Origin of the sequence: Sphingomonas faeni (assembly GCF_040407505.1) — a bacterium.
GTDB lineage: Bacteria > Pseudomonadota > Alphaproteobacteria > Sphingomonadales > Sphingomonadaceae > Sphingomonas > Sphingomonas faeni_E.
Genome location: NZ_JAPZPQ010000001.1, coordinates 51,412 through 64,578 on the forward strand (window position 1 = coordinate 51,412; position 13,167 = coordinate 64,578).

14 protein-coding genes are annotated in these 13,167 nt (G+C 59.4%); 11 read left to right on the forward strand and 3 right to left on the reverse strand.

Features of this window, described 5'->3' with window-relative positions; genetic code table 11:
- Positions 1 to 4: 4 nt before the first annotated feature.
- On the forward strand, positions 5 to 844 hold the full coding sequence (locus tag O6X71_RS00215; RefSeq protein WP_353463878.1) for a DUF3223 domain-containing protein: 840 nt from the start codon (positions 5 to 7) through the stop codon (positions 842 to 844).
- A 144-nt stretch (positions 845 to 988) separates the two neighbouring features.
- Here the strand turns inward: O6X71_RS00215 and O6X71_RS00220 are convergent, their stop codons facing one another.
- Positions 989 to 2,104, reverse strand: coding sequence for a GTP pyrophosphokinase (locus O6X71_RS00220; RefSeq protein ID WP_353463880.1), 1,116 nt, complete (start codon positions 2,102 to 2,104; stop codon positions 989 to 991).
- A gap of 517 nt (positions 2,105 to 2,621) precedes the next feature.
- Here O6X71_RS00220 and O6X71_RS00225 point away from each other — a divergent pair.
- From O6X71_RS00225 to O6X71_RS00235, 3 genes are all read left to right on the forward strand, one after another.
- Positions 2,622 to 3,974 (forward strand): hypothetical protein, encoded by a 1,353-nt coding sequence (locus tag O6X71_RS00225; protein WP_353463882.1) that lies wholly within the window; start codon positions 2,622 to 2,624, stop codon positions 3,972 to 3,974.
- A gap of 481 nt (positions 3,975 to 4,455) precedes the next feature.
- Entirely contained in the window at positions 4,456 to 4,602 is a 147-nt protein-coding gene (locus O6X71_RS00230; protein ID WP_353463884.1) for a hypothetical protein, read from the forward strand.
- Positions 4,603 to 4,797: 195 nt separating this feature from the next.
- Positions 4,798 to 5,265, forward strand: coding sequence for a hypothetical protein (locus O6X71_RS00235; protein WP_353463886.1), 468 nt, complete (start codon positions 4,798 to 4,800; stop codon positions 5,263 to 5,265).
- 568 nt (positions 5,266 to 5,833) lie between these two features.
- Here the strand turns inward: O6X71_RS00235 and O6X71_RS00240 are convergent.
- Positions 5,834 to 6,991: a hypothetical protein gene (locus O6X71_RS00240; protein ID WP_353463889.1), complete on the reverse strand. Its 1,158-nt coding sequence runs from the start codon at positions 6,989 to 6,991 to the stop codon at positions 5,834 to 5,836.
- On the opposite strand from O6X71_RS00240, the gene O6X71_RS00245 reads away from it, so the two are divergent.
- The 7 genes from O6X71_RS00245 to O6X71_RS00275 all read left to right on the forward strand — a co-directional run bounded on the left by O6X71_RS00245 (position 6,990) and on the right by O6X71_RS00275 (position 10,888).
- Entirely contained in the window at positions 6,990 to 7,271 is a 282-nt protein-coding gene (locus tag O6X71_RS00245) for a hypothetical protein (protein ID WP_353463891.1), read from the forward strand. The two genes, O6X71_RS00240 and O6X71_RS00245, sit on opposite strands and share 2 nt — an antisense overlap.
- Before the next feature lie 435 nt (positions 7,272 to 7,706).
- Complete coding sequence (locus O6X71_RS00250; protein ID WP_353463893.1) at positions 7,707 to 7,943, forward strand: hypothetical protein; 237 nt, start codon at positions 7,707 to 7,709, stop codon at positions 7,941 to 7,943.
- Positions 7,940 to 8,269, forward strand: coding sequence for a hypothetical protein (locus O6X71_RS00255; protein ID WP_353463895.1), 330 nt, complete (start codon positions 7,940 to 7,942; stop codon positions 8,267 to 8,269). Before O6X71_RS00250 ends, O6X71_RS00255 begins: the two co-directional genes overlap by 4 nt.
- Positions 8,270 to 8,735: 466 nt before the next feature.
- Positions 8,736 to 9,239: a hypothetical protein gene (locus O6X71_RS00260; protein ID WP_353463897.1), complete on the forward strand. Its 504-nt coding sequence runs from the start codon at positions 8,736 to 8,738 to the stop codon at positions 9,237 to 9,239.
- A 1-nt stretch (position 9,240) separates the two neighbouring features.
- Complete coding sequence (locus O6X71_RS00265; protein ID WP_353463899.1) at positions 9,241 to 9,867, forward strand: hypothetical protein; 627 nt, start codon at positions 9,241 to 9,243, stop codon at positions 9,865 to 9,867.
- Between the two features lie 109 nt (positions 9,868 to 9,976).
- Positions 9,977 to 10,321 (forward strand): hypothetical protein, encoded by a 345-nt coding sequence (locus tag O6X71_RS00270; protein ID WP_353463901.1) that lies wholly within the window; start codon positions 9,977 to 9,979, stop codon positions 10,319 to 10,321.
- Between the two features lie 48 nt (positions 10,322 to 10,369).
- Positions 10,370 to 10,888 (forward strand): hypothetical protein, encoded by a 519-nt coding sequence (locus O6X71_RS00275; protein ID WP_353463903.1) that lies wholly within the window; start codon positions 10,370 to 10,372, stop codon positions 10,886 to 10,888.
- Positions 10,889 to 11,143: 255 nt separating this feature from the next.
- On the opposite strand, the gene O6X71_RS00280 is transcribed toward O6X71_RS00275, so the two are convergent.
- Positions 11,144 to 13,096 carry a site-specific integrase gene (locus O6X71_RS00280; RefSeq protein WP_353463905.1) on the reverse strand — a complete coding sequence of 651 codons (1,953 nt, stop codon included), beginning with the start codon at positions 13,094 to 13,096 and terminating at the stop codon, positions 11,144 to 11,146.
- Positions 13,097 to 13,167: the final 71 nt, after the last annotated feature.

The following is a 13,167-nucleotide window of genomic DNA, read 5'->3' on the forward strand; positions in this document are numbered from 1 at the left end:
CCTTATGACGTTTCGCGATGCCTCAACCTGCCGGTGCTTTGAGTTAAACGTCAAGAAGCCTATGCATTCGGACGGTTTATGCGGCGAGGGTAAGACACGAATGGCAAGAAAACCTGTAAGCCTCAGTAATGGAAGGTCTTGGCCGTCCCGTGGAGCGGCGATTGACCACTTCCGTGAACTGCGCGACCGCTATCCGGTTGGTGCAACCGTGTCGGATCCGGCAGATCATGATGACCTGATGGCGCTGCTCCGGCGTTACGACATGTGCGGCCTTGACGGTCCAAGCAAGATCGGCGTGGGGGTGAACCGGTTCGAGACCCGGTTGAACATCACCAACGGGGGTAGAAATGTTGGCTTCTGGGTTGTTCGGCTGGACGGTAGCCAAACGGACTTCAGCTTTATCCGAGCAGTGAACGAAGCTCCCAAAGGGATCCTTGATGAGTTCGTCGATGCCTGTCGAACAGTCGTTCAGGCTGAGTTGCAGAGCGCGCGCATCGCATATTTCGCGATGCACGCGGATCGATCCGGAAACGTGGTGTGCGCAGCCTCCGGCGACCGCATTTCCGAGCGCGATTGCGGACTGGAATATGCTGGGCGGGGATTTTCTGAAATAGTCGGCGATTTCACGGTTGCTCAAGGTTGGCAAGACGGCATCCCGGAAGGCGTTCTGAGCGCACCAGCCGACGCACAGACGACGACGTTGTTTGCAAGCCCGTCGTATGCGGCCGCGTTTCGTGAGTTTCATCGAACCACTGCCCGTGTCCGCGTCGTTTCCAAGAAGATCGTTAGGCAGCGGCACAACGAACTGCAGACCGGGGAGGAGGCGATGTATCTCGAACTCTAAAGCGGTTGCGTCTGCACCCGATCCGAATAGATCATCAGCATCGCAGAGTAGCGTCGCGTGCAATCTCTGTGTGGATTTTTGGACTAATACGTGGACGCGGTCACGGCGATCGCCGAGGTTTAAGTGCGCCGATCTCGCGAAGGATCAGGCCTGCTGCTCCGCGTTCTCGGCGCGCCATCCGTCAAACGTCGCGCGCGCAACGTTCGTCAGCATTCCGGCGAAGGAGTCGGGGTTGGCAGCGTAAAGCGCATGCCGCATTTCGGTGAAAGCGTTGAACTTCTCGCCGCGCCCGCTGGCGAGAAACCATGTCTTGTATTGGCGCACGACGCCTATCGTCGACCGCATGTAGAAGTTGAACTTTCCGCGGCTGATTCCGGGGTGTCGCTTGACGATGTCAGCAGTAAAGCCGTCGATTTTTTTGGCCTCAAAGTCGACCCCCGGGAAGAAGTGGCGTGCGATGCGCAGCAGCCGGAACGCGTTCAGCGGGGCGTATTGCCTCCGCTCGATGTCGACGCCGGCTGCTTGATCGGGCGCAACCTCGCCGTCCGCGATCTCCACTGCCTCCACCTCGATCTCGGCTTCGGGTTCCGGCTCAGCTTCGGCCTTCTCGATCTCAAGCTCGGTTTCCAAGCGAACCTGGCGAAACTCGCGGTCCGCGAGCTCGAACAGCGCTGCCAGGGTATTGATGCGCCGCTTCAACGCGGCAGGGATCGATTTCTTGTATTTGATCTTGTGGTCGAGCGTACTCCACGAATCCTGAACGACCGTGCGGATTTGAAGCTCGAAACGGTATGGGGCGAACTGCACATAGTCGGGCATCGCCGCACGGACTGGGTCGAGGCGAAGGTCGAGGTGCAGCCCTTTGTAGCCGAACGCGTTCTCCGTGCCCTCAATCTCGGCGGTCTTGTCGGTCACGTCGATCACATCGAAGTGATCGCGGACGAGCTGGCCCATCGGCTCGACCTCGTCTTCGTATACGCAGACGAGGCGCAGCCCGACCAAGTCCGTGATGTGGCCCTTAATCTCGTATGGTGTGGCGCTCTCCTCGAGCTCGCCCTGATATTTCCGCATGAACTTCTTTATCGATTCTTCGCGGTCCTTGATCCGGCCGCTCACCGCTGCGACGTTCAGTCCGGCGTGCGCGATTATCGAGTCGAGCAAGACGAGGAACTTGTCCTTCGCCTGATCGAGGCGCTGGGCGTTGTCATTGTAGTATTCACGGAAAACAACCTTCTCGGCCTCGAAGTCGAGTGATGGCATGTGGAAATCTCCCCTGCAGCATCAGGGCCTGCGGCCCAATGGGACGCAAGCGGTTTCTTTTTTGAGGCACAGGATAAAACAACGATTCCTCGCCGTGTTTTGCCGGAAGAGGGAAGCTATCAGACGGTTCATCAGTGCCGCTTAACATGATGGGGTTATCCGATTTCCGCCTTCCGGACCGGTGGCGAAGCTTGAAAGACCAATTCGGGGCACCTTCCTAAAGGTCTGCATCGAACCGATTCATAGGCAGCTTCTGTTAGGAGCGGACGTTCGCGGTAACTGATCTGAACAACCGGGGTTGGTTGACTGCCGGCGGAAGCGGACGCGACGTCGTGGCACAAAACTGCCACTCCCGTGGGCCAGCCGCAATGTCAGCGTTCGCCCAACGCGGTCAAAGCCAGTTCGACCAAATGAAAGCGGTGAATGCCTCTGTAGGGGATTTATTGGTCGAGCTCCTTGCTGCCGGAGCATTCCCAACGGCATCGGTCCATGGCATCTGCGGACTATGGACTACCGCTTGACCGACCTCGACGCGTTGCTTCTCAGCGTCAGAAATCCGCTATCGCGAAGCTATGCCGACGAAGCCATCAAGGCCTATCGGGCGGGCAGCCTCAAAGCCGCAATTGTGGCAATCTGGGTGGCGGTGACGTACGACATCATCTCGAAGATCCGAGAGCTCGCCGATGGGGGCGATCAGGCGGCCACTAGTTTCATTAACCTTTTTGACCAGAACGTCGCGGCCAACAATGTCCAAAAGTTGCTGCAGATCGAGAATATGCTGCTCGAGGCGGCTGAGTCGCAGTTCGACTTCATCGACCCGATCTCGAGACGGCATTTCGAACGGTTGAAGGAGGATCGCAACCTCTGCGCGCATCCGGCCTTCACATCCGACGGGGAACTGTTCACCCCCGAGCCCGAGCTGGTCCGATTGTATCTCGTCGAGGCGGTGCGCAACCTGTTGTCGCAGCGGCCCGTGCAGGGCAGGACCGTGCTGACACTGTTCGACCGGGATTTCCGCGGTACGGCCTTCCCACTCGAGAGTGATGCGATTCCGGGATATGTCGAGAGCCGCTACCTTGCGAACACGAAGCGATCAGTCCTGGCATCCTTCGCGACCGTGCTCGCGAAGGCACTATTCAAGGCGCCGCCAGCCGGCTGGGAGCCTAGATTGTGGCTGATCCCTTGGGCGTTACAGGCGGTAAAGACGCACGACCGTGGGATTTGGGCGGCAACGGTCGTGCCGCAGCTCATTCGGCTAATCGACGATTGTGAGGACGTCTACCTCGCCAACGCATATGCAGTGCTCCGCCTTTTTCCGGAGATTCTTGCAGGCTTGCGGCCGGCCGCCGCTGATCGATTGCGCGCAATCGTGACAAACAGCGAGCCGGAAGCGACCGATGTCCGTATCTTTGAAGCCGGCGAAATAGCCGGGTTTCGCGACACTGCGGCGGCGAAATTCGCGGCGAGCGCCCGCCATATTCAGGTCGCCGCCTTACAGCGCCTTCCCTCGCAAACCTATTGGGACACGGCGATGGCACGGTTCCGGGAATCAGGGACCTATCGCGGCGCGGAGAACAATTTTGGCGGGTTCATCACTCCGTTCGAACCGATCGCCACCCTCGTCAATATGCGCGATGTGTTCGAAGTCGTGCGCACGAACGACCAGGTTAGCTACGCGTCCGGCATACCCGAGATGCTGGCGGCTTTCGTGGGTGCCATCGCGGGCAGGTATCCGTTGACGCTCGAGCATCTGCAGGAAACGCTCGTTCTCCTTGAGCAACAGGGCAGACGCCAATATTTCGAGAAGATGCTCGACGTCTTTCGCGCAGCCGGCGTAGAGCCCCCTGCGGTCGACGATGAAGAAAAATGACCTAGGGTGAAACGAGACGCCGGATCATGGCCGGGCCGCGTCAAGCGCATCACGGCAGCATCGAATCGCGGATGTCGACGTGATTCTTTCGGGCGCCGAGGCGCCGAAATCAGCAAGGTTCAACCAGCTGATCTCGAAGAGGCAGGCCCCGACCGCTTCGCCATCTCCGCCTCGGCGACGAGGATTTCGAGCGGCTAAGCTATGCCTTGCCAAAAGCTCGGCGCCGCACGGCGTCACGCGGTGCTGAGACGGCGCGGCACTGATAATCACCGGGGCCGATGCCGGTCGCGACGTGCTGCTGACAATCTCGGGACATGGCGTCAGGGTCATACAGTGCAAGCGACTCGAGAGCCAAATGGCGCTTCCCGCGGTGTTTCGTGAAATGGCGAAGCTAGTCCGTTTCACGCAAGTGAATAGCGACATATCGCTCGCCAGCAGGCTGACATGCATCTTGGCAGTCGCGAGAGGTCCGGCAAGGCCGGTGTTCGACTATTTCGCCCGGCACGCCGAGGTCGAGCCGTCCAAGGACGTTGTGATCCGGGCGGCGGCGCGCGAAGTGCACGAGTCCTATGCCACGCTGAGCTACCTTACCGAACAGGACGCCGAACGGCTCGTGCTCGATGCCTGACGAGGTTCGATATCCATCTGCTCGGACCGGTCGATCTCGACGAGTGGCTCGGCCGCGAGCCTGGGGTCGCTGCGCGCTTCTTCAAGCATCGTCTGGTGGTCGACAATAAAGTGGTCACTGACGCCTTCGAGTCGCACGCACCGCCACGGTTGCCCACGAAGCCCAATCGGCTAAGTGGTTGTGACGGGAGGGCGCATGCCAAAGAAATACAGCCACACGGATTGCTTTGAGTTCTTTGACGTCGTGCCGCGCAACACCCGGTGGAGCTGGTCGGGACGAAGCGAAGACGGCACGAGCGTCGCCGTCACCTTATGGCAAGACCGGTTCGAGGAGAAGGGCCGCGTCTACAGAAGCTGGAAGACCGATCGACCGGGCGAATGGAAGTCCCGTCCCGGGTTCGTAGAGCTCATAGATAATCTCGCCGTCGCCAGGGACAATGCCGACGGCGCGGTGCACGTGATCCTCGCACAGGCTCACGACAGAGACGCGGTCCCGCGCTCGATCGCGCGATGCTTCCCGCAACCGAACCTGAAGATGCGGATCGTCGAGCTTAATGAGGATGAGGGAACGTTCGTGCTCGAACGGATCGATCTGCCAATGATCCATAACCAGGAAAACTGTGACAGCGCGACGGGGCTTATGAACACGCGCGACGGCACATAGTTGATCCGCATCTGGCCAACTGGGCTTGTAGGTGGCCGGATGAGGCGATGACCGGTTGGCTGCCAACCGGCGGGTCGAGGTGCTCAGACGCCATTTCTCAGAATTGACGCGTAAGACCACATACAATGTTTCCAAAAATAAGGCTGTCAAAGTTCTCGCCTCAAAACGGCTCGAGCACCTGAAGCCTCTATCCGAACAGGTTGATCCAGGATTTCACGATCCACCTCGAATAGACTGAAGTAATAAGCAATGAACAGGTGGGGGCAGGGCATCTCGTCAGGGCGTGCTGTCACGAAGAAAATTGGCCTCTGCGTCAGCGCGGCGCGGTTTGTTAGTTTTCTAGACGAAAACACGATAGCCGTCACGATGAGTTCGTGACTATAATGCCTATGGATGCCACTAATGTAGTGGCACTAATTCGCGAACTTTTGGGAGATTATAAGATGTTCCCGAAATTGGCGAATGCTAATAAACTCGGAGCGATGTGATAAATATCAAAGGATGTGGCTAAAGTAAAACTAGTGTTTTAAATATAATAGACTTGTTTAATTTGCTTAAGAAATAATATCTAAAACTCTAGGCGTGTAAGACTTGTAGGATCTGGCTCGAATTGGAAGAAGCCGGCCTTCTGCCACTCCTCAAGGCCAAACCATCCTTTGTAAAGCGTGTGGAAGGCGTGGCATGCGTCTTCTTCCACATAGTGGATAAACTCGATTGGTGTCGCGGGCGGTAGAAAACCGCCATCTTGGATGTGATTCCAAATCGCGGTCTGCACGTGAAAGTTCTCAGGCATGACGTCTGATTCTGCGTCAAGCCAGCGGTCGCGAAGCGTGTATCGCCGCTCAGAGCGCATCGCCATCGCAAAGACATAAGATCCGGATCCCGCCTCCGAGAGCCCCAGAAGCATTTTGGCTTTGAACCGTGCTCGGAATTGATCGGCCTCAATTAAGGAAGATGTCTCCTTGATGAAGTCCGGCACGTGTACCGACATCGCCCGTCGTGCTTTCTTACCGAGTTGGGTGGAAAAGACAGCCGCTTGCTTTGGCGCGAAGAAAGCGTTGATATCGGCACCAGGGGGAAGGGCCTGATTATAATCGGCTTTGCGCGGTACCGTGGCATCCGGATTAGCAGCCAGAAAAGCGGCGAGCGTGGTTCGAGCGCTGTTTGCTAGATCCGTCTGTAATTTCACATCATTGCCGAACCAGAACAGCGCCCGTTTTTCCTTTTCGGTCAGGTGCTCCTTGACGCCTGCCATCAAGGGCCAGCCCGCACCGATTGCAGCCTTCGCGGCGACGTTGGTGCGAAGCTGCGTGAGTAGGGAGGTCGCCACTACGAGCCGTAGAGCATCGTTGTAGGCGTTCTCGTAATCTGCTCGGCGATCTCGGGCCTTGTGGTGGTCGGCGAGCTCAAGGATGCGCTGGCGCTGCCGGTCTATGAACTTGGCGGGGCTTTCTCCCGCTCGACCGATTGAGTAGGTAACGTTCTCTCGCAAGTTGAAACTGCCCTTTGTCAGAGCTTCCATCCAGGCGAGCCCGTCAGGTTCAGGACCTACAAGCGCTCGAACGAGCTTGGATAGAAATTCCTCCCGACCACCTTGCGGCTTCACGATTGCGCGGACTGCTGCTTCCGCCTGCGCAGAGGCAGCGTCGGGCTCGCTCGACCATTGTGCCTGAAACGCAGCGACGATGTCCGGACCGAACAGCTCGTCTAGGGATAATTTTAACATGTCTGACACCAGATCTAGAAGTCCACAGTTTGAACGTATGAATGATGTCAATCGCTCCCATTTTGTTGATGAAGGAGGAAAGCAGATCATAAAAACGAAGGACAACAAGTCAGAAATGGCAGGACAAAAAACCAGATTACACGGGACAACAAGTCAGTTTGTCCGTGACAAGGCAGTTGGCGCAATACCGCAAAACTGGGGCACCCACTTTTGCTTTGGCGGCGCGTGCGCGCGCGGCGGCCTGCGGCCGCTGTGGAGGCGACGCCTCCAGGTCCTCTGATACCGCTGCAACGGCATCTCCGGAAGGCGGACTAGGAAGGATCGACCCGCAAGCTGGCTTAAAAAGAGATAGCGTCCATCGTCGCCCTAGTATCCATCGCGAGCATAGGAGTGCCCGCTGAGAAGATGCCATTCGGACTCTTCGACCGCATACGGCTCAGCAGCGTCGACCAGCGTTAGCCCAAACCCGTTTCCAGTCCGCAAGGCCGCGATCTCGTTCACCCGCGTCGTCGGGTTTTAAGCGCTCGTCCATGCGTGCTGGCGGAAAGCGGGAACGACGGTGCCGCAGTGACGGCGATCGTCTTCAAAGTCGGGAAACACATGCTGGGGCATTCTCGGACCAGCCGGCAATTTCGGGTAGGGAGGTTGCCCCTCCGTGTCGTGATGGGGAGGAGAAAAGGCAGTCCGCCTCGGTCCCCGCGACGCCGGAGGACTTATGGGCAAACTCTACGTCGTGCGCGAGCAACACGAGAAACAGTCAGGTCTGAGCAGTATCGTCACGCTGCCGGAAGGACGCATCAGGATACCGGTCGACCGCCCGATCGCGAAAACCGCACACGGCGCTGAGCCAATCAAGGCGCGTGTGACCATCACCGATGTTGAATGCCTAGAGAGACTTGGCGTCATCGACACTGCGCGCGAGCGCGCTCAGATCGAGCTGGCGGCGCTGTGAAGGGCGGCCGACGGCTTGCCCTGCCGCATCACTGGACGACGACGCGGGGGCTGTGGTTGCGACAGTCCGGTCTAAACGGCAACGTGCTGACCGACAGAGAGATGATTCTCACTTTTGAGCAGCTGCGCGTCATCGAAGTGAATGTCCGCGGGTGGTCAGTGATCGAGATCATCGAATGCCTATCCACGATGCGAACGCCGCCGTTCGCCCAGCCCGAGTTGCGCCACCTTGCCATGGCCGACCTGGAACCGTTGGTCGGCTGCAAGGCGATCAACCATGTCGAGGTGATGCGGCTCATGTCGCTCGTGCCGGGGTGGCAACCATGATCGTCTGCACGTCGTGCAATCCCCAAGCGAGAGCCCGTGTTTGCACCGGTGTCGATCTGCGTTCCAGCCGGTGGTTCCGTATCCCAACTTGCGAGGCGGTGCCAGCCCGTAAGTTTGAAGTTGATAACTTGCTCTGACATGAGAGCAAACGCCTTTACGCCTGAAACCCGGGACATACGCTTCCGCCTACCCGCCGAAAATCGTTCAATCGTCATTCGGTTCGTAAGGGCAAGATTATCGCGCCTCGGTCCGCTTGTTGGCAAATGAGCCGAGCTCAGGAGAGGCAGGCTGACTAGCCAAGACCACATCCGCTTGCCTTCGTGAGCGCAATGTACGGGGCCGGCAAGACGAAGGAAGATTGCAGAGAGGGGGGGGGAGAGCCTTTCGGCTGAACCGGAAGGTGAAACGATCCCTGGCAAGACGACGCGAACAGCCCGCGCGCTTGCTTCCTTGAGAGACCAAGAAGATGACGCATTATTCTACCGAGGCTGCTGCGATCGCGGCGGCGCTGATGGTTGCTCGCCTGGCCGGGTTGCGTTTCGAGCGTGATCTCGAGACGTCAATGCCGATGCCGTCTGTCGGCAACTATCTTCACGCGCGCACTGCACGGCTGGTACTCGTGCCCTCCACCGTGTCGAACGGCAGCGATGTCGCCGCGGTGGGCGAGGTGATGGCGGCGTTCGGTTGCGATGCGCTCGTGGCGCGAGCAGATGGCGCCGATGCAACGCGTGCCCGCTTTACGGTCGGTCTGCATGGACATCGCCTGTTCTGGTCGGCGCCTGCCAGGCTGTGGCTCGGAGCAGGGGCGCCGGCGCATTTCGTTCCCAATCACCCAGACGACACCCTCTTCGCGCTCTTCAGCGTAGGGCTGCGCGGTTGCGAGGTGCCACCGTGGAGCAGCGACGAGGATCGCGACGATGGATTCGCGCTCGGCGCCGACGCGCTTGCGGCTTTGATGGTGGAACGCTGATATGAGCCAGCTCCAGGTTTGGGCCAGCCCCAGCGAAGCGTCGGACATGATGTTCGATGTGCGCCAGCTGGGCGTGACGGGGCTCGGTTACGCTCTACTGCGTCCGCGCTCCAAGGGGCAGGAGCGAAGTCTGTCGCGGCTTGCCTTCGCCAAGATGAACCCGATCGAACCCAGACCGAGCAGCCCACACACCCGCTGCGGCATGCCGACCACCGCTCGAGATTACCGTCTGCTGCTCGCGCCGGGTGTCGCAGACCCGGTGTCGCTCGAACGGCTGTTTGCCGATTACGACGCGGCGGTGCCCGAGCATCAGCGGCTCCTTGCTGCTGTCCTGACACTGCCATTCGTTCGCGGTGAACCGCTGCACGATCAGTTCGACAAGGTGACCACCTGGGCCATGCTGCATCTGGCACGGGCGAGGCAGCTCACCAGCCTCGCCGTGCTGCACGCGCCTGGTGATCAACTCGCCACGGAAGCGCCGCACGCTCACATCGTCGTGTTCAGCCGTATCCATAATGCGTGCGGATGGGCTCAGCTGCATCCGGACCTTGCCGAAAGCGAGCATGGCGCCTGGGCCGAGCGATGGCTCGACTTCTGCGAGGCATGGCGTCGCAGGCCGGAGGCGTGAAGGTGAGGGTTCCGAGCGCCGCCGGCATTCGGCACCACCGGCATCCGGATCCCGGTGGCGAGACGCTGGATGATCTCGATGGGGCAACAAGCCCGATGGAGAAAAGACGATGATCGCGCGCGATCCACCCATGGTGTTCCGCTTCGCCGCCATGCTGCTGCTCAATTCTGCCGTGCTCGGTCTGTGGTGGCAGCGGCAGCCGCTTGGCGCCGATAGCCATGCTTTGGTGACCATGATGCACTCCTATTGTCCTGGCGTCGGTGGCGATGCTGGCCCGCTCACCGTGGCGGACAGCGCCCGTCTGCTCGACCGCTGGGGCTATGCCCTCCTCGGCGATCTGACCGGATGGAACGGCCGGGATCGCTGCACGCTGCCGCGACCGCGGAAAGGGGAGGGGATCGGCAGGACGGGCAGGCGAAGCCCGGGAAGCGCGATGAAAAGCGAGCGGGCCTGATCCGAACCAGTCGGTTCGGGGATCACGCCAAAAAGAAGGTCTACTGTCATGCACCGCATGCTCCACGAACCGCTGCCGTCCACGTCGAACGCGTTGCTCGACTATTTCCTCGCCGCGCTCGGCGGCGAAACTTACTACCCGCTCGGCGGCAACACCGGCTTGCCCGCCGGCGCCCTCGAGAGCCTGGATCACAACGTCGTGCTGGCCGCCACCCCGGTCAGCGTCCGCGTTTTCGATGAGGCGCTGCTGCGCTCGGCTGAGTATCGTGACACACTCCTCGTGCGTCACGGTTTCAGCCCAGAGACGCTCGACCCGGTGCGGGTCGATGTCGCCCTGAGGTCGACAGCCGGGCCGATCCTTGTTCCCGACCTCAGTCTCTTCCGCGACATGGACGGGCAGCTCCACCTCGTGCCACAGCACCAGGACTTGTTTCTCACCGTTGGCCCCGACGGGATCTGGGTGTCGCTCATCGCACCGTTCGACCGCTGGACCGATCGAGCCGCCGGCCTCGAGCGCGCTGCGGCGGACGTTGTTCGCGCCTGCTCCCGCGCGCGTGCTGGTCTGTAAGGGATAAAAAGGCGGAGCGGCAAGTCGCTGCTCCGCCAATGACGCTTAGGATAACGCCGACGGTCGAATATAGCGACCTTCGCTGATCAGGCGGATTGGCTCCGACATCGCTATTGGTAGGCGCTTGTTCCGAGCAACGATAGAGTTGATTTACGCTGCTATAAACTATCGTTGCATATTTGGTCCTCTTTAGGATCACATCGTATGCATAAATGCCGCCCACGACTTGCGTCTACAATTGACCGACCAAGGGTATTAGCTCGACGAGTCGCGGGCCCGTGCCGCCGCGATCAAGCGTGGCCAGTCGATGAACCCGACCTTGAGGTTCTTGAGATGAACATGCTGAAGCTGGATAGAAACAAGCCCGTATTTCTCGCCCTCAGTCAGGTTCGCATGTCCTTTGATACTGTTAGCCACTCGTGTCGGCATTTGGCTCAGGTCGGCGCGGTCTGTAAACTCGTGCCGAGTGGAATGGAAAACATAGCGAGGATCGTCAGTGACTACTCTATCAAGATACCGGTTAAGACGTTGACTTAACCCCTTAGTCAGCGATGCGCCTTTGGTAGCTTTAAGATCAAACAGTCGCTTCTTGCCCGACTTTCGACGGCCTTCTACATAATTGAGGAAGCCGAGCTCGATGAGTTTTTCGTGAAGTACGACGTAGCGTTCGGAGGCCTCGTTCTTGGTCTTTTGCCCCGCACCGGTTCCCGTAATGTGCAGAAATGTGCAATTTCCCGTTATGTCGCCTCCAAACGTGCGATGCAGGTCACAGTCATGGACGTTGTCGAGGGCTAGCTGGCCTATTTCGCCCAGCCGCGGCCCGCCGACGACGCCGAACAGTAGGCACCAATACAGTTCGTCCTGAAACACGTGCGGTCCAGGCTGCGTCCGATCTATGTCGCTGATCCCGGCGCACCCGGTGAACAAGGGGCTGTCGAACAGCCGCTGCATCATTGCGGGTGTGAAAGGGAGGTGAGGTCGCTGCTGGCCCTGCCGGTTTTTGGTGTACCCAGCGATCTGAATACGTGCGGCCACGTTCGTTCCTTCGCCGAGATCGGACTGGACCGCGCCGAGAATCTGGCTGATTGAACCAACATCCTTTTTAACCGAACCCGGTGCCAGCCGGCCCGGCTCTGGCATCTGTCGGTCGCTTTTCTCCCAAGTTTGCCGCTCTTCGCGTGCCTGGTCGATGACCGAGCGAAGCGTTTGGCCTTTAGCGGTGAGCTTGGCGAGTTCGGTTTGAGGAGGAATGTCTGCGATGAGATTGCGAAATTCAATCACTTGCGCTCGGTTAATGGTGCCGATGATTACATCGCCAAACAGTGCGATGTAACGGGCTACACCACGGCGAGCTTCGTTGACTGCCGACTGGCCGGGCCGACGCTGGTCGATCCAGTATTGTAGCCCCTCTGACAAGCGCATCGCCAGAAGGCCCTGATAGCGCATTTCGACTGGGGCAGGTTGTGGTCTCGAAGTAGGGACCGGAGCCGCCCCCCGGCCAAGCGGTGCCAGCGCATCGGCAACATTTTCCGGCCAGCTTTCAAATCGGTATTCTGCCAGTCGACGGAGGAAGGCTTCGGCTACGACTTCGTAGGTCGCGTCCGGTGCGAGGGGCAGCCGGGGCTCAAGCGAGCGCATGTAGCTCACCACGCACCAGATAGGGTGGAACACTCGCCGATCTAAAAGGATGGCGGCAAGTTCCTGGTAAACCAAGCCATCAGCGATGCCGCGACCCTCAACCAGATTGGCTCGCAGGCGATACATCGCGCGCTCGCGCTCGTTGTCGAAAGAAGGGATGGCCTCATCGGAGTTCACGGGCTCGCGGACAAGGAAGTCACCCCACCATTGTGCGCCCATGTCCCTCCCCGTCCCGACCCATGAGTCGAGAACGAAGCTCCCCAGCAACTGTAGCGGTAGCTGAACTGCGCGGTCCATCGTCCCTCGGGCCTGAGCCAGCAAACTAAACGCGCGGTCGAGAAGCACAATAGCGTCGGCCTTTGCCCGGTCGACGATCCCCTCCCGCGCCTGTCTGATCTCTGCCGTGCACCGGATAATCAGCTCGGCGCGCTTTTCACGCGCCACGAACGGGTCAGTGGTGCGGAGCGACTCCGTCCACGCCGTTTTGCCGATGACCTCCCGGACATCCTCGGGAACGATCATGCGAAATTGTTCGAAACGCGATTTGCCGCGTTTGACGGAATGCGACATGCGACGCCCCATTTGTAGCACCCTTCTGTAGCACTGGGCGCCTAACGAAGCGTTGATTTTGTTGATGTTCC

Coding starts and splice junctions, on each gene's coding strand:
- O6X71_RS00215 (WP_353463878.1), top strand. CDS start 5: ATGACGTTTCGCGATGCCTCAACCTGCCGGTGCTTTGAGTTAAACGTC.
- O6X71_RS00220 (WP_353463880.1), bottom strand. CDS start 2,104: ATGCCATCACTCGACTTCGAGGCCGAGAAGGTTGTTTTCCGTGAATAC.
- O6X71_RS00235 (WP_353463886.1), top strand. CDS start 4,798: ATGCCAAAGAAATACAGCCACACGGATTGCTTTGAGTTCTTTGACGTC.
- O6X71_RS00245 (WP_353463891.1), top strand. CDS start 6,990: ATGTCTGACACCAGATCTAGAAGTCCACAGTTTGAACGTATGAATGAT.
- O6X71_RS00240 (WP_353463889.1), bottom strand. CDS start 6,991: ATGTTAAAATTATCCCTAGACGAGCTGTTCGGTCCGGACATCGTCGCT.
- O6X71_RS00250 (WP_353463893.1), top strand. CDS start 7,707: ATGGGCAAACTCTACGTCGTGCGCGAGCAACACGAGAAACAGTCAGGT.
- O6X71_RS00260 (WP_353463897.1), top strand. CDS start 8,736: ATGACGCATTATTCTACCGAGGCTGCTGCGATCGCGGCGGCGCTGATG.
- O6X71_RS00265 (WP_353463899.1), top strand. CDS start 9,241: ATGAGCCAGCTCCAGGTTTGGGCCAGCCCCAGCGAAGCGTCGGACATG.
- O6X71_RS00270 (WP_353463901.1), top strand. CDS start 9,977: ATGATCGCGCGCGATCCACCCATGGTGTTCCGCTTCGCCGCCATGCTG.
- O6X71_RS00275 (WP_353463903.1), top strand. CDS start 10,370: ATGCACCGCATGCTCCACGAACCGCTGCCGTCCACGTCGAACGCGTTG.
- O6X71_RS00280 (WP_353463905.1), bottom strand. CDS start 13,096: ATGTCGCATTCCGTCAAACGCGGCAAATCGCGTTTCGAACAATTTCGC.